The sequence below is a fragment of the Trinickia sp. Z7 genome (assembly GCF_056498045.1).
This window is the reverse complement of sequence record NZ_JAUEQW010000007.1, coordinates 40,171-64,055: the sequence shown is the minus strand read 5'-3', so window position 1 is coordinate 64,055 and position 23,885 is coordinate 40,171. Positions and strand designations below refer to the sequence as shown.

20 protein-coding genes are annotated in these 23,885 nt (G+C 64.3%); 15 read left to right on the top strand and 5 right to left on the bottom strand.

From position 1 onward, the window contains the following. Nucleotides 1-11 precede the first annotated feature (11 nt). From QQS38_RS14255 to QQS38_RS14245, 3 genes are all read left to right on the top strand, one after another. Nucleotides 12-827 carry a colicin transporter gene (locus QQS38_RS14255; protein ID WP_479646024.1) on the top strand — a complete coding sequence of 272 codons (816 nt, stop codon included), beginning with the start codon at nucleotides 12-14 and terminating at the stop codon, nucleotides 825-827. 84 nt (nucleotides 828-911) lie between these two features. Next, nucleotides 912-1,127: a DUF465 domain-containing protein gene (locus QQS38_RS14250; RefSeq protein WP_479646023.1), complete on the top strand. Its 216-nt coding sequence runs from the start codon at nucleotides 912-914 to the stop codon at nucleotides 1,125-1,127. 64 nt (nucleotides 1,128-1,191) lie between these two features. After that, on the top strand, nucleotides 1,192-3,510 hold the full coding sequence (locus QQS38_RS14245) for an ATP-dependent DNA helicase (RefSeq protein WP_479646022.1): 2,319 nt from the start codon (nucleotides 1,192-1,194) through the stop codon (nucleotides 3,508-3,510). 173 nt (nucleotides 3,511-3,683) lie between these two features. Here QQS38_RS14245 and QQS38_RS14240 read toward each other — a convergent pair whose 3' ends face one another. Next, entirely contained in the window at nucleotides 3,684-4,529 is an 846-nt protein-coding gene (locus tag QQS38_RS14240) for an outer membrane protein assembly factor BamD (protein ID WP_414719392.1), read from the bottom strand. A 71-nt stretch (nucleotides 4,530-4,600) separates the two neighbouring features. On the opposite strand from QQS38_RS14240, the gene QQS38_RS14235 reads away from it, so the two are divergent. The 9 genes from QQS38_RS14235 to QQS38_RS14195 all read left to right on the top strand — a co-directional run bounded on the left by QQS38_RS14235 (nucleotide 4,601) and on the right by QQS38_RS14195 (nucleotide 15,445). Continuing rightward, on the top strand, nucleotides 4,601-5,800 hold the full coding sequence (locus QQS38_RS14235) for an RluA family pseudouridine synthase (protein WP_479646021.1): 1,200 nt from the start codon (nucleotides 4,601-4,603) through the stop codon (nucleotides 5,798-5,800). A 135-nt stretch (nucleotides 5,801-5,935) separates the two neighbouring features. Then, nucleotides 5,936-6,748, top strand: a complete 813-nt coding sequence (gene pgeF, locus QQS38_RS14230) for a peptidoglycan editing factor PgeF (protein ID WP_479646200.1) — start codon at nucleotides 5,936-5,938, stop codon at nucleotides 6,746-6,748. A gap of 413 nt (nucleotides 6,749-7,161) precedes the next feature. Further along, nucleotides 7,162-9,018 carry a class I poly(R)-hydroxyalkanoic acid synthase gene (phaC, locus tag QQS38_RS14225; RefSeq protein ID WP_479646199.1) on the top strand — a complete coding sequence of 619 codons (1,857 nt, stop codon included), beginning with the start codon at nucleotides 7,162-7,164 and terminating at the stop codon, nucleotides 9,016-9,018. Nucleotides 9,019-9,105: 87 nt separating this feature from the next. Then, on the top strand, nucleotides 9,106-10,287 hold the full coding sequence (locus QQS38_RS14220) for an acetyl-CoA C-acetyltransferase (RefSeq protein ID WP_479646020.1): 1,182 nt from the start codon (nucleotides 9,106-9,108) through the stop codon (nucleotides 10,285-10,287). 101 nt (nucleotides 10,288-10,388) lie between these two features. After that, a complete protein-coding gene (locus tag QQS38_RS14215) occupies nucleotides 10,389-11,129 on the top strand; it encodes a 3-ketoacyl-ACP reductase (protein ID WP_479646019.1) in 741 nt (246 codons plus the stop codon). A gap of 147 nt (nucleotides 11,130-11,276) precedes the next feature. Continuing rightward, on the top strand, nucleotides 11,277-11,846 hold the full coding sequence (phaR, locus tag QQS38_RS14210) for a polyhydroxyalkanoate synthesis repressor PhaR (protein ID WP_479646018.1): 570 nt from the start codon (nucleotides 11,277-11,279) through the stop codon (nucleotides 11,844-11,846). 271 nt (nucleotides 11,847-12,117) lie between these two features. Next, nucleotides 12,118-13,524, top strand: a complete 1,407-nt coding sequence (gene rimO / locus QQS38_RS14205) for a 30S ribosomal protein S12 methylthiotransferase RimO (RefSeq protein ID WP_479646017.1) — start codon at nucleotides 12,118-12,120, stop codon at nucleotides 13,522-13,524. Nucleotides 13,525-13,676: 152 nt separating this feature from the next. Further along, entirely contained in the window at nucleotides 13,677-14,261 is a 585-nt protein-coding gene (locus QQS38_RS14200; protein ID WP_479646016.1) for a hypothetical protein, read from the top strand. Further along, nucleotides 14,258-15,445, top strand: a complete 1,188-nt coding sequence (locus QQS38_RS14195) for a cystathionine beta-lyase (RefSeq protein ID WP_479646015.1) — start codon at nucleotides 14,258-14,260, stop codon at nucleotides 15,443-15,445. The genes QQS38_RS14200 and QQS38_RS14195 overlap by 4 nt, the downstream gene beginning before the upstream one ends. A 128-nt stretch (nucleotides 15,446-15,573) precedes the next feature. Here QQS38_RS14195 and serB read toward each other — a convergent pair whose 3' ends face one another. Further along, complete coding sequence (gene serB, locus QQS38_RS14190; RefSeq protein WP_479646014.1) at nucleotides 15,574-16,413, bottom strand: phosphoserine phosphatase SerB; 840 nt, start codon at nucleotides 16,411-16,413, stop codon at nucleotides 15,574-15,576. A gap of 374 nt (nucleotides 16,414-16,787) precedes the next feature. Here serB and QQS38_RS14185 point away from each other — a divergent pair, with 374 nt between their 5' ends. Next, on the top strand, nucleotides 16,788-17,348 hold the full coding sequence (locus tag QQS38_RS14185; protein WP_479646013.1) for a DUF6013 family protein: 561 nt from the start codon (nucleotides 16,788-16,790) through the stop codon (nucleotides 17,346-17,348). A gap of 11 nt (nucleotides 17,349-17,359) precedes the next feature. Here the strand turns inward: QQS38_RS14185 and QQS38_RS14180 are convergent, their stop codons facing one another. Together QQS38_RS14180 and QQS38_RS14175 are read right to left on the bottom strand one after the other, a co-directional pair. Beyond that, nucleotides 17,360-18,169, bottom strand: coding sequence for an ABC transporter permease (locus QQS38_RS14180; RefSeq protein ID WP_479646012.1), 810 nt, complete (start codon nucleotides 18,167-18,169; stop codon nucleotides 17,360-17,362). Further along, a complete protein-coding gene (locus tag QQS38_RS14175) occupies nucleotides 18,166-18,858 on the bottom strand; it encodes an ABC transporter ATP-binding protein (RefSeq protein ID WP_479646011.1) in 693 nt (230 codons plus the stop codon). Before QQS38_RS14175 ends, QQS38_RS14180 begins: the two co-directional genes overlap by 4 nt. 241 nt (nucleotides 18,859-19,099) lie before the next feature. On the opposite strand from QQS38_RS14175, the gene QQS38_RS14170 reads away from it, so the two are divergent. Together QQS38_RS14170 and QQS38_RS14165 are read left to right on the top strand one after the other, a co-directional pair. Beyond that, the gene (locus QQS38_RS14170) at nucleotides 19,100-21,448 is read left to right on the top strand and encodes an AsmA family protein (RefSeq protein WP_479646010.1); all 2,349 of its coding nucleotides are present in this window, start codon (nucleotides 19,100-19,102) and stop codon (nucleotides 21,446-21,448) included. A gap of 152 nt (nucleotides 21,449-21,600) precedes the next feature. Further along, a complete protein-coding gene (locus tag QQS38_RS14165) occupies nucleotides 21,601-23,193 on the top strand; it encodes an ABC-F family ATPase (protein WP_479646009.1) in 1,593 nt (530 codons plus the stop codon). A 46-nt stretch (nucleotides 23,194-23,239) separates the two neighbouring features. Here QQS38_RS14165 and QQS38_RS14160 read toward each other — a convergent pair whose 3' ends face one another. Next, a complete protein-coding gene (locus QQS38_RS14160) occupies nucleotides 23,240-23,650 on the bottom strand; it encodes a hypothetical protein (protein ID WP_479646008.1) in 411 nt (136 codons plus the stop codon). Nucleotides 23,651-23,885 lie beyond the last annotated feature (235 nt).

Sequence of the window (23,885 nt, the reverse complement as noted above, 5' to 3'; positions counted from 1 at the left end):
GAATTTCGGCCATGTTCCGATCCCCGCCTACGACGTTGCCAACCACCCGTTTGTCAGTCGCCCTGCGCGCCGCCGTATTGGCCGCGGTGGTGTTTGCCGTGCCGTTTTGCATGCCCATCGCCGCGCGCGCGCAAGCCGTGCCGGAGGGCCGAGCGGCGCCCGCCCCGATCGCGAGCGATGCGGCGCAGGCGGGTGCGCCCGATTTCAGCTCGCGGCAGCAGGCGCTCGACGATCGCACCGCCGAGAACGAGTACGCGTACGGCGTCGCCGTGCATGACTGCTACAGCAAGTTCTTCGTCAACGCTTGCATCAACCGCGCGCGCGAGAAGATGCGCGAGGTGCGCGCGAAGATTCGGGCCGAGCAACTGGCGCTAGACGACGAGCGCCGTACCGTGCACGCGCGGCAACGCGACGAGCAAGACGCGCTGCGGCGCGAGCGCGACGCCGAGCAAGCCCCACAGCGCGCGTCGAGCGCGGCCCGCAACGAGCAGGCGTACGAGGACAAGCAGCGCCAGCATGCGCTCGACGAAGCGCGACGCAATGCCGAGGCGCCGCAGCGCGCCGCCGATCAAGCGGCATACGATCGCAAGCAGGCCGATTTCCAGCGCAAGCTCGACGAGGCCCGGCGGAACGCGGCGCAGGATGCAAAGGAGCGCGCTGAACGTGCGCAGCGCTTCTCGCAGAAGCAAGTCGATGCACAGCAGCACAAGGCGGACGTCGAAGCCCGTCAGAAGCAGGCTGCGCAGAAGGCGCAGGAAAAGCAGGAGCAGCAGATGCAGCAGCAGGAACAGCAAAAGCGCTTGCAGCAGGAGAAGGATAGCGACTGAGGCAAGTTGGTTTTTGCTGGATGGCAACCTCAGGCGTGGCGGCTGCGTGGGCGGCTTCCCGCCTACCGAACCGAGGAGGCGACCATGCGCGGCCAACAGGCGATCCAACCGGACATGCTACGCGACCGCATCTTGCAATTGCAGTCGGAGCATAGCGAACTCGATCGCATGATCGACAAATTGGCGGAGTCGTCGGACATTACCGATCTCGAGCTGCGTCGCCTGAAAAAGCGCAAGCTCAAAGTCAAAGACGACATCTTGTTGCTGCAATTGCAGCTCGAACCGGACAGGCACGCGTAAGCGGGGAGCGAGCAGGCGTTTCCGCCGCGCGCTCAGCGCCGGTCATTGCAGGGAAATGCTTGCCTTGAATTCACCGCTCGATGCCTCTTCCGACGCGCCGCGCATACCGGCGCCGAACTTGCCCGAGGGGGCTGACGATCACGCCGCGCAACCGGCGCCGCAGCCGCCGGTGCGTAAGCCGCACGCGCTGGCGGCCTCGCTCGCGCCACGGCGGCGCGCCGAACTCGATGCCATCTTTGCCGGCGACGGGCTGCTCGCGCGCACCATCGAGGGCTATCGGCCGCGCGCATCGCAGATCGAAATGGCGTGTGCAGTGGCGGCTGCCATGGAGGCGTCGGGCCGCGCCATGCCGGAGCCCGCGATGTTCGAAGCGCAGCGCCGTCCGGCGCGTCGCTTGCGCGCCGATGCCGATGCGCGCGCCGAACCGGGCGGCGATACGCCCGTACCCGGCACGGACGACGCGGCCGCCGCGGGCGAAAACACATTGATCGTGGAAGCAGGCACCGGCACCGGCAAGACCTTCGCTTACCTCGTGCCCGCCATGTTATGGGGCGGCAAGGTCATCGTCTCGACGGGCACCAAGCATCTGCAGGATCAGCTTTTTCAGCGCGACATTCCGACCGTGCGCGACGCGTTGGCGGTGCCGGTGTCGGTTGCGATGCTCAAGGGGCGGGCGAACTACCTGTGTCATTACTATCTGCAGCGCACCGCCGACAATGGCAGGTTGCCGTCGCGGCAGGACACCGCTTATCTGCAGGATATCGTACGGTTCGCCAAGATCACGCGCACGGGGGACAAGGCCGAACTCGCGAGCGTACCGGAGACGTCTTCCGTTTGGCCGATGGTGACTTCCACGCGAGAGAACTGCCTCGGCCAGGAGTGCCCGCACTACAAAGAATGCTTCGTGATGCAGGCGCGACGCGAAGCGCAACAGGCGGATATCGTGGTCGTCAACCACCACCTGTTTTTCGCAGATATCATGCTGCGCGATACGGGCATGGCCGAATTGCTGCCGACGGCCAACACCGTGATCTTCGACGAGGCCCACCAATTGCCGGAGACGGCGACCCTGTTTTTCGGCGAAACGCTATCGACGGCGCAGTTGCTCGAGCTTGCGCGCGACACGGTCGCCGAAGGCCTCGCGCATGCTCGCGATGCGGTCGAATGGGTCAAGCTCGGGGCGGGGCTCGAACGCGCCGCTCGGGACGTACGACTCGCGTTCAATGACGATACGCTGCGCGTTTCGGCTGCTCAGCTTGGCGAAGATCATCCTCTATACGGCGCGCTCGATGCTTTGGAAGACGCGCTCGAAGCGCTGGCCGCTGCGCTCGCAGGGCAAGCCGAACGTGCGGAATCGCTCGGTGCCTGCCTCAGGCGCGCTCGCGAACTGCAAGATCAGCTTGGGCGATGGACCGCGCCGCCGGCGGGCGAGGACGATGCGAGCGCGGCGTCGCGCCGCCCCGGTGCGCCGGCGAATAGCGACGCGGCCGCGAAGGGCGATGCCGACGAGCGTATCCGGTGGGTGGAGGTGTTCTCGCACTCCGTGCAACTGCATGAAACGCCGCTTTCCGTTGCGCCGATCTTCGCCAAGCAGCGGGCGGGCGTGCCGCGCGCATGGATCTTTACGTCGGCGACGTTGTCCGTGCGTGGCGACTTCACGCACTACGCCGCGCAGATGGGGCTCGACGCACGCCGCTCGATGACGTTGCCGAGCCCGTTCGACTACGGCACACAAGCTCTGCTTTACGTGCCGCGCAACTTGCCTCAACCGTCTTCTCCCGCCTTTACCGACGCCGTCTTCGAGGCGGCGCTGCCGGCGATCGAAGCGGCTGGTGGCGGCGTGTTCTTCCTATGCACGACCCTGCGAGCCGTCGATCGAATCGCCGGGAAGCTGCGCGATGTCATCGAAGCACGTGGCTGGTCGACGCCGCTGCTCACGCAGGGCGATGCGAGCCGCACGGAGTTGCTCGACCGCTTCCGCGCCTACGGCAACGCCATCCTCGTGGGCAGCCAGAGCTTTTGGGAAGGCGTCGACGTGCGCGGCGACGCGTTGTCGCTCGTCGTCATCGATAAGCTGCCTTTCGCGCCGCCGGACGATCCCGTGCTGTCGGCGCGCCTAGATGCGTTGACTAAGAAGGGCCTGAGTCCCTTTGCCGTGCATCAATTGCCGCAAGCGGTGATCACGTTGAAGCAGGGCGCGGGACGTTTGATCCGCGCGGAAACGGATCGTGGCGTATTGATGATTTGCGATACCCGGCTCGTCGACAAGCCCTACGGGCGCCGTATCTGGCAGAGCCTGCCGCCGTTCAAGCGCACCCGCGAAATCGACGTGGTGCGGGAGTTCTTTGCCGATTCGGAGCAGCCGAAGGCATACGGCGCATAAAGGCGCTGTCGGGTTTCGCGTTGTGTAACGCAGGCGGGGCCGGGCATGGCAGCAACTGCGGCGCCTTTACCGGTGCGAATGTCGCGCGGCACGCCCGCCCAAAACAAAACCGGCCCTCGAGGCCGGTTTTGTTTTATCGCCGCGGGGACGGCGAGCGTGCGCTCAGCTAGGCGTTAGAACTGCCACCACGACTTTTGCGTACCGGGGCGAGCGTGCCCCGTGATGTACGGACTATCGGGGAACGTGCCTGCGAGCACGCGGCGCGTATCGTCGGCGAGCTTCGTTTCGTTCAGCTTCGTGTACGACAAGATCATGAGATGCAGCGCATCTTCGATCGCAGGCGCGTTCTTGTACTCCTTGATCGCCAACTGCGCGCGGTTGATGGCGGCCACGTAGGCGCCGCGGCGATAGTAGTAATCGGCCGCATGCACCTCATACGAAGCAAGCGCGTTGACGATGTAGCGCATGCGCGCCGCCGCATCGGGCGCGTATTTGCTGTTCGGGTATTTGTCGACCACGATCTTGAATGCGTCGTACGACTCGCGCAGCGACTTCGGATCGCGCTCGCTCATGTCCTGACCGGAAAAGCGGCCGAACAGACCCAAATCGTCGTTGAAGTGGATCATCCCTTTCAGATAGTACGCGTAGGCGATATCGGGGTGATCCGGGTGCAGCGCGATGAAGCGGTCGACCGCCTGATCGGCGGCGGCCGTCTCGCTGTCTTTCCAGTCGCAATAGGCGACGTTGATCTGCGCTTGTTGCGCAAAGTGCCCGAACGGATCGCGGCCCTCGAGGGCTTCGAAATACTTCGCGCACTTGCCCCAATCGCCGCCGCTCAAAGCGTCTTGGGCCTCCGAGTATAATTTGTTGTTTGGCCAGGCAGCCGTCTCGTCGGTCTTTTGCGGCAGGCCGTGGCAACCGGCCACGAGCACCGCGGCAGCGGCGAGGGCCAGGCCGGCCGAAGCGGATTGAAGCGCACGCTTAGCCGCGCGGCTCGCTGCGCACGAGGCCGTGCGCATCATGGTGTTGAGGGCTCGCCGCATTTCTCCATGCATCCTAGCAATCAGTCTCACTCAGTGATCCAGTTTCAATGACCCGCACACGTGCTTCCGGCAACATGCTCGGCCCTATCGATAGAAGCGACGATTATAGCCGAAGCGTCGGCTCCGCCGACGCGCGGGCAGACGATGCCGGCGCAGATCGTTTCATCCGGGGCTCCGACGCTTCGCAGCAAGCGAGCGCGCCCTCGCCGCGCGTGGCGCACGTACCGCCTGCGCTGGCGGGCGAACGCCTGGACAAAGTGCTCGCCAAAGTGTTTCCCGAGTTTTCTCGCAGCCGCTTGCAGAGCTGGACCGAAGCGGGGCGGGTACTGCTGAACGGCGCGCCCGCCAAGGTGCGACAGGCCGTGCCGCTCGGCGCGCGCATCGAGCTGACGCCCGATCTGCTGCCCGAGCAGCTTGCATTTACCCCCGAGGCCGTGCCGCTCGACGTCCTGTACGAAGACGATGCGCTCGTCGTCATCGACAAGCCTGCCGGCCTCGTCGTCCATCCCGCCGCGGGCAATTGGAGCGGCACGATCCTCAATGGCTTGCTGCATCGGTACCCGGACGCGGCCGGGTTGCCGCGGGCCGGTATCGTGCATCGGCTCGACAAGGAAACCTCGGGGCTCATGGTGGTGGCGCGCACGCTCGAGGCGCAGACCGATCTCGTGCGTCAGTTGCAGGCGCGTACGGTGAAGCGCCGCTATGTTGCGCTCGTGTGGGGGGCGATGCCCGAGGAAGGGATCATCGATGCGCCCATCGGACGCGATCCGCGCGAACGCACGCGCATGGCCGTCGTTACTGGCGCAACCGGCAAGCGTGCGCGCACGCGGTTTCGCCTCGTCTATCGAACGGTCTGGAATGGGCAGGCCATCAGCGCCATCCATTGCGATTTGGAGACCGGGCGCACGCACCAGATTCGTGTCCACTGCGCCCACGCCGGGCATCCGCTGCTGGGCGACCCGGTGTACGGCAATGCGCGCGGCCGCCGCTCCAGCGCGCCGCTGCCGGGCGGTTTCGCGAGACAAGCGTTGCATGCGTGGCAACTCGGTCTCGTGCATCCGAGTTCGGGGCGCGCGATGCGCTGGCGCGCCGATTTGCCCGAGGATATGGCAGTGCTGATCTCGGCATTGGGGTTCGGACAAGATGGCGCGGCCCTCGAGTCGGACGTGGCGGACGATGACGATGCGTATGAAGGATTCGAAGCCGGATACGAGGACGAGCCGGAAGACGATTCCGACATCGAATGAGCGTGCGGCAGCTCATCTCGGATAGGCGAGGGCCCACGCGTATCGAGCAGGAAAACAAGAAACAAGAAGCAAGCAGGAAACGACGGACGGTCACCGAATAACTGCATGACTGCGCACGAGGATGGCGAAACATTGATGACGGACTCTGCCTTGACCGAAGCCGATTGCCTGTACCCGCCCTGGCGCGTTTCGCCGCGGGTGCGCGCGCTCGTCACGACGCGCGCCGGCGGCGTCAGCGTGCCCCCTTATGGCCGCTGGGTGGCCGGGTGCGAAACGCAAGGCGGGTTGAATCTCGGGCTGCATACGGGCGACGATCCCGCGCACGTCCATGAGAACCGCGCGCGCTTGCTTTCGCTCGCGGGCGTGCGCGCCGCCTGGCTCGAACAAGTGCACGGCGCAACGGTGGTCGATGCCGCGCACGCACCGCTCGATGCCCGCGCGGACGCGAGCGTGACCGCAACCCCGGGCATCGCGTGCGTGGTCATGGTGGCCGATTGCTTGCCCGTTTTGCTTTGCCACGGGGAAGGCAGGGCGGTGGGAGCGGCTCACGCGGGATGGCGCGGCCTCGCGGCAGGCATTATCGAGAAGACGGCGCAGCGCGTTGCAGCGCTCGCGCAAGGCGATGCCGCCGATCTACACGCCTATCTGGGGCCGGCAATCGGCTCGAAGGCGTTCGAGGTGGGCGATGAAGTGCGCGAAGCGTTCCTCGCCGCGGCCGAGCCCGCCGAGCGCGAGGGGACTGCGCACGCTTTCGTCCCCCATCCGCATTCGCCCGGCAAGCATTGGGCGGATCTCTACGCCCTTGCGCGGCAACGCCTAGCACGGGTGGGTGTCACGCGCGTGACAGGCGGCGACGCGTGCACGGTGTCCGAGCCCGAGCGTTTCTATTCGTATCGCCGCGATCGGGTGACGGGGCGCATGGCGGCGTTGATTTGGCTTGCCCGGTGAAGGCGCCGATGCGACCCTGCGGCGCACAAGAACGGCGGTCCCGCGCGCCTACGTGGATGCCCAGGTGCGCCCGCCGCCGGGTTTGTGATAGGGCGCGCCTGCCCGCCCGGGCTTGGCTTGCGCGCGATCGATCGGCATCGGGAAAACGATAATAAAAAAGCTATCGCGCTGCGGCAAAATCGGTCCAAAGCATTGACATGCCTCATGGCGGGGAGCAAGAATGACCGCTCGCAAGGGTGAGCGCAGCGAGAGTCGCAAGGGTTCGCCCATGTGCGCTCGGTGCCCGCCTCTCATTCAGTCTTCCTAGACTCACGGCCAAAGCGGGTATGACTGCATCAAAACGTCGATCGACTTCTTCTCACACCGAAACTCATCAGAGCCGCGAGCAGCAAGCGCAAGCAGGCAATGCGGACATGCAGCGGATGTTCGAGGCTTGGATGGGCGCGTGGCGTTCGTTCGCCGATCCGAGCAAATGGCCCGCTGCGGCTCAGGCCGCCCAGATGCAGGGGATGGCCCAGCAGGCGTCGAACGGCAACGCGGGCGCCTCGCCGTTTCCCTTTTCGTTTCCCTTCGCCATGCCGCCGGTGCCGGCGGGCGGGTTCCCCGCGATGGGGCTGCCCGCGATGATGGCCGATGCGGGGCAGGCGTTCGCGGGCATGCATTTGCCGGCAGCGTCGATTCCGCCCGAACGATTGAGCCAGTTGCAGGCCGACTACTCGCGCGATTGCCTCGCGTTGTTGCAACAGGCGAGCGCGGCGGACAAACCGCCGCCCGAGCTGCCCGACAGACGCTTTAGCGCCGACGCCTGGAAAGCGACGCCGGCCTTCGCTTACGTGGCGGCGTGGTATCTGCTCAACGCGCGTTATTTGCAGGCGCTTGCCGACGCCCTCGACACCGATGTGAAGACACGCGAGCGAATTCGCTTCGCCGTGCAGCAGTGGACGGCCGCCGCCTCGCCCAGCAACTTTCTCGCGCTCAATCCCGAGGCGCAAAAGACCCTGCTGGAAAGCCATGGCGAAAGCTTGCGGCAAGGGGTGATGAATCTGCTTGCCGACATGCGGCGCGGCAAAATTTCGCAGAGCGACGAATCGCGCTTCATCGTCGGCAAGAACATCGGCTCCACCGAGGGCGCAATCGTCTACGAAAACGAGTTGATGCAGTTGATCCAGTACAAGCCGCGCACGCCGAGCGTGTTCGAGCGGCCGTTGCTGATGGTCCCGCCGTGCATCAACAAGTTCTACATTCTCGATTTGCAGCCCGAGAGCTCGCTCGTCGCGCATGCGCTCGAGTGCGGCCATCAAGTCTTCATGATTTCGTGGCGCAACGTCGACGCATCGCTCGCAGGCAAGACCTGGGACGACTACACGACCGACGGGGTGCTGGCCGCGATCGACGTGGTCAAGCGCATCAGCGGGCGCGAGCAGATCAATACGTTCGGCTTTTGCATCGGCGGCACGATGATCGCGACGGCGCTGGCGGTGTTGGCGGCGCGCGGCGAGCATCCCGCTGCCTCGATGACGCTGCTCACCGCGATGCTCGATTTCTCCGATACGGGCGTGCTGGACATCTTCGTCGACGAAGCTCACGTGCGCATGCGCGAGCAGACGATCGGCGGCCTCAACGGCGCGCCGCCGGGACTCATGCGCGGCGTGGAGTTCGCGAACGCATTCTCGTTTCTGCGGCCAAACGATTTGGTGTGGAACTACGTCGTCGACAACTATCTCAAAGGCCGCACGCCCGCTCCGTTCGACTTGCTGTATTGGAATAGCGATTCGACGAATCTGCCCGGGCCGATGTATGTCTGGTATCTGCGCAACACCTACCTCGAGAACCGGTTGCGCGAACCCGGCGCCGTCACGGTGTGCGGCGAGGCGCTCGATCTGTCGCGCATCGACGTGCCGACCTTCATCTACGGCTCGCGCGACGACCATATCGTGCCGTGGCGCACCGCATATGCTTCGGCGCCTTTGCTGACGGGCCCGCAGCGTTTCGTGCTGGGCGCTTCGGGACATATCGCGGGCGTCATCAACCCGCCGGCCAAGGGCAAGCGCAGCTTCTGGTGTCACGAGGGCAACGAAAGGGCGCTGCCCGAGAATCCCGACGACTGGTTCGAGGGCGCGGTCGAGAAGCCCGGCAGCTGGTGGCCCGAGTGGATGGCATGGCTCGACCAGTACGGCGGCAAGAAAGTGAAGGTTCGCGCGCAGCTCGGATCGGCCGAATATCCGGTCATCGAGCCGGCGCCCGGGCGCTATGTGTTGGAGCGGGATTGATCGGGCGATCGATCGGGGACGTTCGAAGGTTTTTAACTACGATGCGTGGCCTTAAGGGTTAAGGCCGCCTCATGCAAGGAGTCTCAAATGACTGACGTAGTGATCGTATCGGCTGCTCGCACCGCGGTCGGCAAGTTCGGCGGTTCGCTCGCGAAGATTGCCGCGCCCGAGCTGGGCGCTGCCGTGGTTCGCGCGGTGCTCGAGCGCGCGGGCGTCAAGCCCGAGCAAGTAAGCGAAGTCATCCTGGGGCAAGTGCTCGCGGCCGGCGCGGGCCAGAACCCGGCGCGTCAGGCGCTGATCAAGGCGGGCCTGCCGAGCGCGGTGCCGGGCATGACCATCAACAAGGTGTGCGGCTCGGGCCTGAAGGCCGTGATGCTGGCGGCGAACGCCGTCATCGCCGGCGACGCCGACATCGTCGTCGCGGGCGGCCAGGAAAACATGAGCGCGGCGCCGCACGTGCTGCCGGGCTCGCGCGATGGCTTCCGGATGGGGGACGCCAAGCTCGTCGACACGATGATCGTCGACGGCTTGTGGGACGTCTACAACCAGTACCACATGGGCGTCACGGCGGAAAACGTGGCCAAGGAGTACGGCATCACGCGCGAAGAGCAGGACAAGTTTGCGGCCCTCTCGCAGAACAAGGCCGAGGCGGCACAGAAGGCGGGGCGCTTCGACGATGAAATCGTCCCGATCGAGATTCCTCAGCGCAAAGGCGAGCCGCTGCGCTTTGCTACCGACGAATTCGTGCGCCATGGCGTGACGGCCGAGTCGCTCGCGGGTCTGAAGCCGGCGTTTTCGAAGGAAGGCACGGTCACGGCGGCCAACGCGTCGGGCATCAACGACGGCGCTGCCGCCGTGCTCGTCATGTCCGCCAAGAAGGCCGAGGCGCTGGGCTTGACGCCGCTTGCGCGGATCAAGGCGTATGCAAGCGCCGGCGTGGACCCGAAAGTGATGGGCATGGGTCCGGTGCCGGCCTCGCGCCGTTGCCTCGAGCGGGCGGGCTGGTCCGTGGGCGAGCTCGATCTGATGGAGATCAACGAAGCGTTTGCGGCGCAGGCGCTGGCAGTCCACAAGCAAATGGGCTGGGACACGTCCAAGATCAACGTGAACGGCGGCGCGATCGCGATCGGCCATCCGATCGGCGCATCGGGCTGCCGGATTCTCGTGACGCTGCTGCACGAGATGCAAAAGCGCGATGCGAAGCGCGGCCTTGCCTCGCTTTGCATTGGCGGGGGGATGGGCGTAGCGCTGGCCGTCGAGCGCATCTAAGAAGAAGCGCGCAAGCGTCGCCGCGCGGCCGCAGGGCGCGGCGACAAACACAAGGGGCGCCGCGAGGCGCCCCGCGAAAAATCAGGAATGGAGCGTGATTCATGACACAGCGTATTGCGTACGTAACGGGCGGTATGGGTGGCATCGGCACCGGTATTTGCCAGCGCCTGCATAAGCAGGGCTTCAAGGTGGTCGCCGGCTGCGGACCCAATTCGCCGCGGCGCGTCACTTGGCTCGAGCAGCAGAAAGCGCTCGGCTACGATTTCATCGCCTCCGAGGGCAACGTGGGCGATTGGGAATCCACGAAGGACGCGTTCGACAAGGTCAAGGCCGAAGTGGGCGAAATCGACGTGCTCGTCAACAACGCCGGTATCACGCGCGACGTCGTGTTCCGTAAAATGACGCACGAGGATTGGACGGCCGTCATCGATACCAATTTGACGAGCTTGTTCAACGTCACCAAGCAAGTGATCGACGGCATGGTGGAGCGCGGTTTCGGCCGCGTCATCAATATTTCGTCGGTGAACGGTCAAAAGGGACAGTTCGGCCAAACGAACTATTCCACGGCCAAAGCCGGTATCCACGGTTTCACCATGGCGCTGGCGCAGGAAGTGGCGACCAAGGGCGTGACGGTGAATACGGTGTCGCCCGGCTACATCGGCACGGACATGGTCAAATCGATCCGCGCGGACGTGCTCGAGAAGATCATCGCCACGATTCCGGTTCGGCGTCTTGGCACCCCCGACGAAATCGCGTCGATCGTCGCGTGGCTGGCCTCGGACGAATCGGGCTTCGCCACGGGGGCCGACTTCTCGCTGAACGGCGGTTTGCACATGGGCTAACGTGTTTGCGCCGGCGGCGATTCGGATGGCTGTCGGCGCAAAACGCGTTAAAGTGTATGGGTTTCAGGGGTCCGGTTCGCTGCGGGAGACGCGGTGGGCTTGAGGAGCGCCGTCATTGCGCTGCGTTGCGTTCATAAAAGGCATTACATGTCGACTACAAAGAAAACAGCCGAGCGATTCATCAAAAAGTACCCGAACCGTCGGCTTTACGATACGGAGACGAGCACCTACATCACGCTGAGCGACGTCAAGCAGCTCGTGCTCGATCAGGAGGACTTCAAGGTCATCGATGCGAAGACCAACGAGGACCTGACGCGCAGCATCTTGCTGCAAATCATCCTCGAAGAGGAGAGCGGCGGAATGCCGATGTTCTCTTCGTCCATGCTCTCGCAGATCATCCGTTTCTACGGTCACGCCATGCAAGGCATGATGGGCACCTACTTGGAAAAGAACATCCAAGCGTTCATAGAGATTCAAAACAAGTTGGCCGAGCAATCGAAGAATCTCTACGAAGGCAATGCGCTCAATCCCGAGGTCTGGTCGCAGTTCATGAACATGCAAGCGCCGATGATGCAAGGCATGATGACGAGCTACATCGAGCAATCGAAAAACATGTTCGTGCAAATGCAAGAGCAGATGCAGAACCAAGCCAAGACGATGTTCAGTTCATTCACGTTCAACAAACCTGGCACGGGTCCCGAGCCGGAAAAGAAGTAGCGCGTCGCGGCGGCGCGAGTCCACACCGCGCGTTCGTCCGCGGGTCGACGCCGCATCCGAGGTGAGCCGTCCTTGCACCGGCAAAGGGCGGTCGCAGTTGGCGCCGTGTCGTATAACGGCTGAGCGCGAATGTGCTTCGCGCGAGGTTCCGGCAGCGATCGTGCAAGCCGGCAGGGCCTCGCGGTACAATACGCGGCTATTCTGGGGCGTCGTGCACTAGTGCTTGCCGCGCGATCTGTCCCGTAGTCGTCGCCATTCGCCGGATCACCTCATGCCGCACACGCCCGCTTCCCCCGCCTCGACCTCCGCCGCAACTGAGCCGGCCGCACCAAAGGTCGGCTTCGTCTCCCTCGGCTGCCCGAAGGCGCTGGTCGATTCCGAGCAAATCATCACGCAATTGCGCGCCGAGGGCTACGCGATCTCGGGCACCTACGACGGCGCCGATCTCGTCGTCGTCAATACCTGCGGCTTCATCGACGAAGCCGTGCAGGAGAGCTTGGACGCTATCGGCGAGGCGCTCACCGAAAACGGCAAGGTCATCGTGACGGGCTGCCTCGGCGCGAAGAAGAGCGCGAGCGGCGAGGGGCTCATCGAGCAAGTGCATCCGAAGGTGCTCGCCGTGACGGGGCCGCATGCGCTCGGCGAAGTGATGCAGGCCGTGCATAGCCATTTGCCCAAGCCTCACGATCCGTTCGTCGACCTCGTGCCGGCGGCCGGCATCAAGCTCACGCCGCGCCACTACGCGTATCTGAAGATTTCCGAAGGCTGCAACCATCGCTGCACGTTCTGCATCATCCCGTCGATGCGCGGCGATCTGGTTTCACGGCCCGTAGCCGAAGTGATGCTCGAGGCCGAGGCTTTGTTCAAGTCGGGCGTCAAGGAATTGCTGGTCATTTCCCAAGACACGAGCGCCTACGGCGTCGACGTGAAGTTCCGCACGGGTTTCTGGGAAGGGCGGCCGCTCAAGACGCGCATGACCGAACTCGTCGGCGCGCTGGGCGAGCTGGCGGCGCGGTACGATGCTTGGGTGCGGCTGCACTACGTTTATCCGTATCCGCACGTCGACGAAATCATCCCGATGATGGCCGAAGGCGCGCTCAAGGGGCATGTGCTGCCCTATCTCGATGTGCCGTTCCAGCACGCCGACCCCGAAGTGCTCAAACGCATGAAGCGGCCGGCCAACGCGGAGCGCACGTTGGAGCGCGTCGCCGCGTGGCGTCGCATGTGCCCCGAGTTGACCATCCGCAGCACGTTCATTGCCGGGTTCCCCGGGGAGACGGAAGCCCAGTTCGAAACGCTGCTCGAGTTCATTCGCGCGGCGGAACTCGATCGTGTCGGCTGCTTTGCGTACTCGCCCGTGGAAGGTGCGACGGCCAACGAACTCGACGGTGCGCTGCCCGACGAGGTGCGTGAGGCGAGGCGCGCGCGCTTCATGGAAGTCGCCGAGGAAGTGTCCGCGCGGCGGATGAAACGCAAAGTCGGCAAAACGCTCAAAGTGCTCATCGACGAAGTCAATGCCGACGGCGGTATCGGCCGTACGGCGGCCGATGCGCCCGAGATCGACGGTGTGGTCTATGTCGCTCCCGCGACAAAGGCGTCCAAGCGCTACAAGGCGGGCGAGTTCGTCTCCGTCCGAATCACGGGCGCCGACGGCCACGATCTTTGGGGCGAAGTCTGACGACGTGCCATGGCGGTTCAACGCCACGCCTCGCCTTTCGAGGGGAATCGGCGCGAATTTCGAAACGAGGGTATGGACGGATGATCGGGTGGTTCGATAGGCAATCTCGAGAGCGAAGCACGGCGCGCAAGCGGGCAGGATGTGCGATTGCGATGTGGCTCGGGATGGCGGCGCCGATCGGACTCGCGTCCGGTCCCTCGTGGGCCCAAAAGCCACCGACTCGGGCCGCCGTCGCCGTCGCGCAGCAGGCCCAGGACGCGGCCGCCTGGGTGGGGCAAGGCGCCTCGGATGCGGCCGAAGCGGTCTCGCAACAGTCGGCGGACGCGGCGGGGGCCATGGCAAGGCAATCCGCCGATGCGGCAGCCGAAACCGTGCCGCGCGCACCCGCTGCACTCGCACCCAATCCCGAATTCGCACGATTTCCGCGTTACAGCGGGATGCTCGGCTCGCGCCGCATCGTCTTGCGTCTCGGCAAGAAGACGGACGAACCCTCGGGCGTGCATGGCGAATATCAGTTCGCCGATACGGGCCAGGTCGTGCTCGTGGCCGGCGACCGTGAAGGCGACGTCCTAGAAATCGAGGAATCGACCGACGGCACGTCGATCACCGGCAACTGGGTCGGGCGCTTCGCCGCCGACGGCTCCCTCGCCGGAGAGCGCATGAACCTCGACGATTCCGATTCCCAGCCGTTCGATCTCCGCCCGCTAGCGGGCTCCTCATCGACACCCTTACCATGACCGACTCCGCTTCCTCTCGCGCACGCCAAACCCGTATCGTTCATCCCGACCTCGAACTCGCGCCCGGTTTCGAGTCGTTCTCGACACCGGTGATGCGCGCATCGACGGTCGTTTTCCCCGATTTGGCCGCCGTGCGCGGCGCCGATTGGCGCAATGATGCGCAGTGGCGCTACGGGCTGCATGCCACACCCACCTCGGCGGCGCTCACGCAGCGTCTGGCGCAGATCGAAGGCGGCAAACATGCGCTGCTGCAGCCGTCGGGCTTGGCCGCGATTTCGAACGTGTACTTCGGCATCGTCAAGGCCGGCGACGACGTCTTGATTCCCGATAACGTCTATTCGCCCAATCGCGAGCACGGCAATTGGCTTGCGCATGACTTCGGGCTATCGGTGCGCTACTACGATCCGATGATCGGCGCCGGCATCGCCGATATGATTCGCCCGAATACGCGGCTCATCTGGATCGAGGCGCCGGGATCGGTGACGATGGAGGTGCCCGACGTACCGGCGATCGCGGCCGCGGCGCGGGCGCGCAATGTCGTGACGGCGATCGACAACACCTATTCGGCCGGCCTCGCGTTCCGGCCGCTCGAGCATGGCGTCGACATCTCCGTGCAAGCGCTCACGAAGTACCAGTCGGGCGGCAGCGACGTGCTGATGGGCGCCACGATCACCGCCAGCGACGAGCTTCATCACGAGCTCAAGCGCGCGCGCATGCGGATGGGGATCGGGGTGTCGGTGGACGATTGTTCGCTCGTGCTGCGCAGCTTGCCGAGCATGAAGGCTCGGTTCGAAGCGCACGATCGCAGCGCTTTGGCCCTTGCCCATTGGCTCAAAACGAGGCCGGAAATCGCAGCGGTGCTGCACCCCGCGCTAGCGGATTGCCCAGGCCATGCCTGCTTCATGCGCGATTTCTCGGGCGCGGGAGGGCTATTTTCGGTCGTGTTCGACGAACGCTACAGCGCGACGCAGATCGATACCTTCGTCGAGGCGCTCGAACTGTTCGCCATCGGCTGGAGCTGGGGCGGCGCACATAGCCTGGCGATGCCCTACGACGTGGCGTCGATGCGCTCGGCGTCGCAATGGCCGCATCGCGGCACACTGGTGCGTTTTTATGTCGGGCTCGAGGAAGATGCGGATTTGCGCGCCGATATCGAACATGCCATGGTGGCCGCGCTAGGCTGAGATGCCTGCAACGAGCGCGGGCCTCGTTCGCCCTCGCGCGACGCGGGGCGTCGCGCCATCGGTTCAGAGGCTATCGGTTCAGAGGCTATCGGTTTAGGGGCTATTAGCGAGCGCCGGCGCGCGGGCGCTCAAAACAAGCGCAGCAGCCCGTCCAGGCCGACGTAATTGAACGCCACGTTGGCCGCCGCGCGCACGACGGGCTTCGCGCGAAAGGCCACCGAGAGGCCGACCTGCGCCATCATTTCCAAGTCGTTGGAGCCATCGCCGAGCGCGATCGCGCGAGAGGTCGGGATGCCGAGCTTCGCGCAGGTTTCGCGCACGGTTCGCGCTTTGACGCTTGCGTTGACGATCTCGCCCGTCACTTTGCCGGTCAGCTTGCCATCGACGATTTCGAGCGTATTGGCGTGCGCGAAGTCGAGCCCAAGTTGCGCTTTGAGCCGCTCGGTGAAGAACGTGAAACCGCCCGAAACGAGCAATGTGCTCAAGCCGGCGGCTTTGGCGCCTGCCAGCATCGCCTGCGCGCCGGCCGACAAACGCAGCCGCTCGGTGAACACGTGTTCGAGCGCCGAGGCGTCGAGCCCCTCGAGCAGCGCGACCCGGGCACTCAAGCTTTCGTTGAAGTTCTTGATCTCGCCGCGCATGGACGCTTCCGTGATGGCCGAGACCTCGGCCTTGAGCCCGCAGAAATCGGCGATCTCGTCGATGCATTCGATCGTGATCAACGTGGAGTCCATGTCCATCGCGATCAGCCCGAAATCTTCGAGCGAACGGCCCGGCGGCACGTAGGCGTAATCGAGCGCGTGGGTCGCGCAGTACGATTCGACATCGAGACGCTGGTGCGGGTCTGCATCGTCGATGCGCACCGCATGGGCGTCGATCGGATGCACTTGGGCGCCGCGAGCGAGCGCGACGAGCGGCTTGACATGGGCTGCCGCGAGCGGCTCGGGGCTTTGGACGACGAGATTCATGGAAGATGACGATGCGCTGAAGGAAACCGGCCGCCGCCGCGGGCGGAAAATCCGGCTATTGTAGCCGGTCATTGTAGCCGGTCGAGGCCCGCGCCGGCTCTTGTTGGCCGTTGCCCGCAAGCCCTTTAGCGAACCGATACCGTGCTTGCGTCATGCCGCCGCGATGCTAGGCAAGAGGCGAGGCAAGCGCTTTGCCGCGGAATCGTCCATGCCGGTCACGCAGCGCTCGCCTCTGAACTCGATAACGATGCCGGACGCAAGCGGGGCAACCCCCGAGCCTCGAAAGCAGTCTTTCGCGCGAGTTGGGATTAGACTGACGAAGCGTCGTTGACCAGTCGGCGTGCGCGGCTTAGCCGAGCGCGCCCAGCCAGGAGATGAGCATGAGGGTTCGTTTGAAGCCGGTAGCCGTTTTGCTTTCGGCCGCAGCATTCGCGGCTGCGGGTCTCGCCACGCTCGCACAAGCGGCGCCGCCCATTACCGTGACATCGAAGACGCCGGCCGATGGGCCGATTCAATACACCGTCAAAATCGCTTCGAAGATCTATGGCAACGCTCAGGAGACGCGCACCATCCGGTCGGGCCAAACGGACGATTACACCTGGATGACGGCGCCGCCGGGCGGCGCCGTCGCCGTACCTGAGCGATGCCCGAACTACAGTTCGTTCTCACTCGATGGCAACGGTTCGGCGCAGCGGGCGGTGCGCATTCGGCTGGCGCCCATCGTGGCCGAGAACGGCACGGCGAACGTGCAACTCAGTGTCCAAGCCAGCACGCCGCACGGCAAAACGAATGCGAAAGTGGCCGGCAAGACGATTCAATGCCCCGGCATTCAAACGTTGAGCCAGATCGTGCGCTTTACGATGTCGACCAACGGCAGCGCCAAGACCGTAACGCTCAGCGACGGATCGCAGGTCACGGTTTCGGCCAAACGCTAGCACACGCGTGATCACCGGGAGCGGGTTCGCTCGACGAGCTCGCCGGCGTTGAATCGATGGTCGGGACTGAATAGCCGCCGGTAGGTGAACAGCACCGCCGCGACCGTACCCAGGGCGGATGCGGCGGCGATGAGGAACATGATGACGATCTGATAGCGCACGGCTTGCAGCGGCGACTGCCCGGCAAGCACCTGGCCGGTCATCATGCCCGGCAAGCTGACCACGCCCACGACGGCCATCTGGTTCAGCGTCGGTATCATGCCCGCTCGAGCCGCTTGACGCGCGGGGCCGCGCGCGGCCTCCCAACGCGTAGCCCCCAAGGCCAGCGCCATTTCGACGCGATCGCGCCGCGCCGTCAGTTCCTCGGTCATGCGCTCGATCGCAAGCGACACGCCGGTCAGCGTATTGCCCAGGATCATGCCCAGTATCGGGATCGCGTATTGCGGTTGGTACCACGGATGGATCCGCATGACCGCGAGGAGGCCGACGGCGGTCACGAGCCACGCGCTCATCCATATGGATGCGAGGCTGTCCAGCCGCTGCCCGCGATAGGTGCGAGCGCCGCGCGCGGCGCCTGCAAAGCCTGCTACGACGGTCATGAGCGCCATCAGCCCAAGGACCAGATACCAGCGATCGACCGCGAACACCCAGCCGAGCACATAGCCGATCGCAAGCAATTGCACCACGGTGCGCACGGCGGCCAGCGCCAACTGACGCCCAAGGCCAAGCGAGAGCGCGACGGAAAGCGCGCCGTTCACGACGATGAGCAGCGACGCAATGCCGACGTCAACTAGGCTCAGTGTGTGCAAGACGGGGTTCAAGCGAGATTCTCCTGACGCCCCGCGAGACGGCCCGCGCAAAGCGTGAGTTGGCGTCGACCGACGCGGGCCGCTTGCGCCGGATCGTGCGAAACCCAGATGAACGCGCGCGCTGCACTAGCGGTTGCGAACCAATGGTCCACGAGGGTTTCGATTGCAAGCACCGTTTCGGGGTCGAGCGAAGCGGTGGGCTCGTCGAGCAGCAATACTTCGGGATCGAGTTGAAGCACGCGAACGAGCGCGGTCACCTGGGCCTCGCCGCCCGACAGTTCGCTCGCTCGCTTATCTAGAAAGTGCGCGCCCCGGCCTGCTGCGCGGGCAAGCTGTTCGGCGCGTGCCCGGTCGAAGCGCAAATCTTGGTAGGCATGGAGCGTGTAGGGGTAGCGCAGATTGTCTTCGACCGTGCCGTCGATTACGGCCGGGCGCTGCCGGACGTAGGCGACGCAGCGTCGAAAGCGCGGGATCTCGCGGCGCTCGATGGTGCGCCCGTGCCATAGCACTTCGCCGCCGTCGAGCGCATCGAGCAAGGCCAATGCGCGCAGGAATACGCTTTTTCCGGAGCCGGAAGGACCGGAGATCACGACGCGCTCGCTTGCGGCGAGCGAGAAATCGGTTTGCGCCAGCAGTGTGCTGGCCGTATGCGGGTCGCGGCGCACGACGCCGCGCGCTTCCAACAGGATCGGAGCGGTCATGGGGCAAGAATCGTCGACGAGACAATGTGGCGCAAAATATTTCCCTTTCGGCAGCTGCCGCGAGTGAGGGAGAAACGCTCTCGCTCGCGGCGCGCGCAGCCGGCGCAACGGCGCTGAGCGGCGAGCCTAGCACAGCGGGCGGCACGAGTATTGCTGCTTCATTGAGCTAGGAGGGCACGGCACGCCGCAGGAGGCCGCCTGTCACGCTGCCGCAACACGAACAATCATCCAGAAGAACCGCATGGCGCACCCGTCTACCGTCGCTCGCACCACCGGCAAAATCCTCGCCTGGATCGTCGTCGCAGTGCTCGTGCTGTGCGCGGCGATCGCCGTGTTCGTCGTCACGTTCGACTGGAATCGAGCGCGGCCCTGGGTGGACGACAAAGTCTCGCAGGCAATCGGGCGGCCCTTCGCCATCCACGGCGACTTGCGCCTGAACTGGCAGCGCCCCGTAAGCGAACACGGTTGGCGCGCATGGGTGCCCTGGCCGAGATTCTCGGCCTATGACGTGACGGTCGGCAACCCTTCGTGGGCGGCCTCGCCGACATTCGCCAAGCTCGATAAGATCAGCTTCGATGTCGAGGTGCTGCCGTTGCTGGGGCACGTTATATCGGTCCCGTCGATCGACCTCGTCAACCCCTCGATCGATCTCGAACGACTCGAGGACGGACGCGAGAACTGGACGTTCGATTTGCCCAAGTCGAAGGGGCCGTCGCGCTGGACGTTGCGTCTGGCCGATCTCGGGTTCGCGCAAGCGCACATTGCACTGTCCGATCAGATCAAGCAAGTGGACGTGCATGTCGACGTCGACACGCTCGGCAAACCGCTGGCGATCGGCGATGTGTTGAAACAGCAGGAGAGTGCGTCGCACGGGGCGGCCGGCGAGATCATCGGCCAAAGCGGCGCGCGCCGGCTCGCCGCGCAGACGCAGAGCGCGGCGGCTGCTCAGCCAGCGTCGGCGCAGATCGCCGCGTCGAGCCTGGCCGGTTCGGCGAGTTCAGCCACTTCGGCCCGTCCGACGATTGCGCCGAATGCATCGAGCGCTGCGGCCACGTCGAGCATGCCGCCGGTTTCGAGCGCCGCACGGGCGCAGGACGTTTCACCGGCAGCGGCCGCTCCGGGCCCGACTGCCCCTAGCGCCGCACCGCTCATCTACACGCTCGCCTGGCAGGCCAAGGGGAGCTATCGCAAGACGGACATCTCCGGTTCGGGCAAACTGGGCAACGTGCTTGCACTGCGAGACCCGCAGCGGCCGTTTCCGCTCCAAGCGGATGTGAAAATAGGCGACACGCGTCTCGCGCTCGTCGGCACGTTGACCGATCCGGTGCATCTATCGGCGCTCGATCTGAGGTTGTGGCTGCAGGGTCAAAGTCTCTCGCATCTTTATTCCATTACGGGCGTTACGCTGCCGCAAACCCCGCCGTATGCCACCGACGGGCATCTCGCCGGGCGCCTGCAAACCGGCGCCAACGTCTTCACCTATAGCGGTTTCACGGGCCGCGTGGGCCACAGCGACGTCGAAGGCACGCTGACGTACGAATCGCGGGCGCCGCGCCCCTCGTTGACGGGACACGTCTCGTCGAAACTGCTGCAGTTCTCGGATTTGGGTCCCATCATCGGCGCCGATTCCAACGCGAATAAGGTGCGGCGGGGCGAAGCCGTCAAACAGCCGGCGGATCGCGCAATTCCGGTGGAGCCGTTTCACACGGACCGCTGGAAGGCGATCGATGCCGACGTCGTTTTCAAGGGCGAGCGCATCGTCAAGAGCCCCTCGTTGCCGATCACGGACGTCGATGCGCACATCGTGATGAAGGATGGCGTGCTGTCGTTCCATCCGCTGCGCTTCGGGGTTGCGGGCGGTACGCTGGCATCGGATTTCGATCTGGACGGCGGGAAGGCGCCGCTGCGCGCGCGCATGCAGTTATCGGCGCGGCATTTGAAGCTCAAGCAACTGTTCGCGACACAGAAGCCGATGCAATCGGCGCTGGGCGAAGTGAACGGCGATGCGCAACTGTCGGCCACCGGCAACTCGCCCGCCGCGCTTGCCGGGACGCTGAACGGCGAGGCGAAAGCGCTCGTCACGCAAGGCAAGGTCAGCCTCTTGATCATGGAGGCGGCGGGACTGAACGTCGCCAACGTCGTGTATGAAAAGCTGTTCGGCACGCGCGATATCGACATCAACTGCATGGCGGCCGACTTTACGGCGACTGACGGCGTGCTCGATACGCGCACGTTTGCGCTCGATACGACCGACGCCGTGATCGGCATGGACGGCAAGATCAATTTACGCGACGAGAGCATGGACCTGACGATCCATCCTCATACGAAAGGGTTCCGCGTCTTTACCCTGCGCTCGCCGCTGTACGTGAAGGGCACCTTCAAGCATCCCGACGTCGGGGTCAGCAAAACCGCGATCGCTTTGCGGGCCGGTGCGGCGGTGGGGCTCGGGCTGCTCAACCCGTTCGCGGCGTTGATTCCGTTGATCGCGCCGAGTCGCTCCGAGCCGACGCCATGCGCCGCATTGCTCGCGCAAATGCGTCAACCGCCGCACGCGCCGCCGCCGGGCGTGCGGCCGGGGCCGGCGCATTGAGCCCATTGAGCCGCATTGAGCCGCATTGAGCTTATCCACGCAGCGACGCGAGCCGCGCTCGGCTGACATTCCGCTGGCGCGAACCGGTGAAGTCGGCGAAAGCTTGGTAAAATACGCGGTTTTTCGCCGATCACCATTCAAAGGGACGCGCTGTGCTGTCTACCGCCAATATCACCATGCAATTCGGGCCGAAGCCCTTGTTCGAGAATATCTCGGTCAAGTTCGGCGAAGGCAACCGCTACGGTCTCATCGGCGCGAACGGCTGCGGCAAGTCGACGTTCATGAAGATTCTCGGCGGCGATCTGGAGCCGAGCTCCGGCACGGTCATGCTCGAGCCGAACGTTCGCCTGGGCAAGTTGCGCCAAGACCAATTCGCTTACGAAGACATGCGCGTGCTCGACGTCGTCATGATGGGCCACACGGAAATGTGGGCCGCGATGAGCGAGCGCGATGCGATTTACGCCAATCCCGATGCGACCGACGACGACTACATGCACGCGGCCGAGCTCGAGGCCAAGTTCGCCGAGTACGGCGGCTATACGGCCGAGGCGCGCGCGGGCGAGTTGCTGCTCGGCATCGGCATCGCCATCGAAGATCACAACGGCCCGATGAGCAACATCGCGCCGGGCTGGAAACTGCGCGTGCTGCTCGCTCAGGCGCTGTTCTCGAACCCCGACGTGCTGTTGCTCGACGAGCCGACCAACAACCTCGACATCAACTCGATCCGCTGGCTGGAAGATATCCTCAACGAGTACAACTCGACGATGATCATCATCTCCCACGACCGGCACTTCCTGAACCAGGTCTGCACGCATATGGCGGACATGGATTACGGCACGCTCAAGATCTACCCGGGCAACTACGACGACTACATGCTCGCGTCGACGCAGGCGCGCGAGCGTCAAGCCGCCGCCAACGCGAAGGCCAAGGAGCGCATCTCCGATCTGCAGGATTTCGTGCGCCGCTTTTCGGCGAACAAATCGAAAGCCCGTCAGGCCACGAGCCGCTTGAAGCAGATCGACAAGATCAAGATCGAGGAATTCAAGCCGTCGTCGCGCCAGAACCCGTTCATTCGTTTCGAGTACGAAAAGAAGTTGTACAACATCGCGGTGGTGGCCGAGCGCATCACGAAGCGCTACGAGCGCACGATTTTCGAGAACTTCGATTTGAGCGTGCAGCCGGGCGAGCGCATTGCGATCATCGGGGAAAACGGAGCGGGCAAAACCACCTTGCTACGTGCGCTTTACGGCAATTTGACGCTCGACGGCGGTTCGGTCAAATGGGCGGAAAATGCGAACGTCGGTTACATGCCGCAGGACACGTATGAAGAGTTCCCGAACGACGTCACGTTGACGGAGTGGATCGACGATTACCGCAAAGAGGGCGACGACGAACAAATGGTGCGCGGCACGTTGGGGCGGTTGCTGTTCAACGCCGACGACATCAAGAAGTCCGTCAAGGTCCTTTCGGGCGGCGAGAAAGGGCGGATGATCTGGGGCAAGCTCATGCTGGGCCGCCATAACGTGCTGCTGATGGACGAGCCGACGAACCACATGGACATGGAGTCGATCGAGTCGCTGCAGATTGCGCTCGACAAGTACGACGGCACGCTTATTTTCGTATCCCATGACCGCGAATTCGTGAGCGGTCTGGCCAATCGCATCATCGAAGTGCGCACGGACGGTACGCTGTACGACTTCGGCGGCAATTACGAGGAGTTTCTCGCGAGCCAAGGCGTGCAGTAAAACGCAGCGCCGTTGGATTGTTCGTACCCGGGGCACACGCGATTGGCTAAGGCGCCAGATAGAGGACTTTCTGCTCACGTGCTCGTTTCAACGATTCCTCTTTGATTTTCGGGAAGTGGCGGTGGGCGTGGCTCAAAGCTTCGCGCTCCTCGTCGCTTCGTACCGACACGAAAGGGTGACGAGACAGATGAATGACTTCGGCTCGCACCCGTTCCTCCAGTGCTCCTTTCGGACCTGTGTTGGCTAAGGTGTACTGAGCGTGACGTCTCGGCACTTCGCGACCGACGTTCTCGGCAAGCGCATGGAACTGCGTGATATGTCCGAAGGTGCCGCTGTTGCTGCGATAGTAGACGCTCGGCCGTTGACCGGGGCTCCCGGTGCTGCCGATGATGTTGTGCGTTCGGCATAGCTTTGCCGCATTGGCTTCGATGCGGGCTTTGAGCTCATTCCATTTCACGGCTCGATCGATGGCAGCTTTGCGCTCGGGGCCGAAACTGTTTCGAAGAAAGAACGTTTTGAAGCGCGCCCATCTTCCGCGCGTTCTCCCCATCGCGGCGTCTACCTCTTCTCTGAATTGGGCATACTGCGCTCTGTACGATGGCATCGTCGCCTTGCTCCGGTTCTGCCGATCCTAGCGGTCGCTTTATCGAGCGAGATGTCCAATCTGGCATACGCGAATCTCGAGCGTCAAC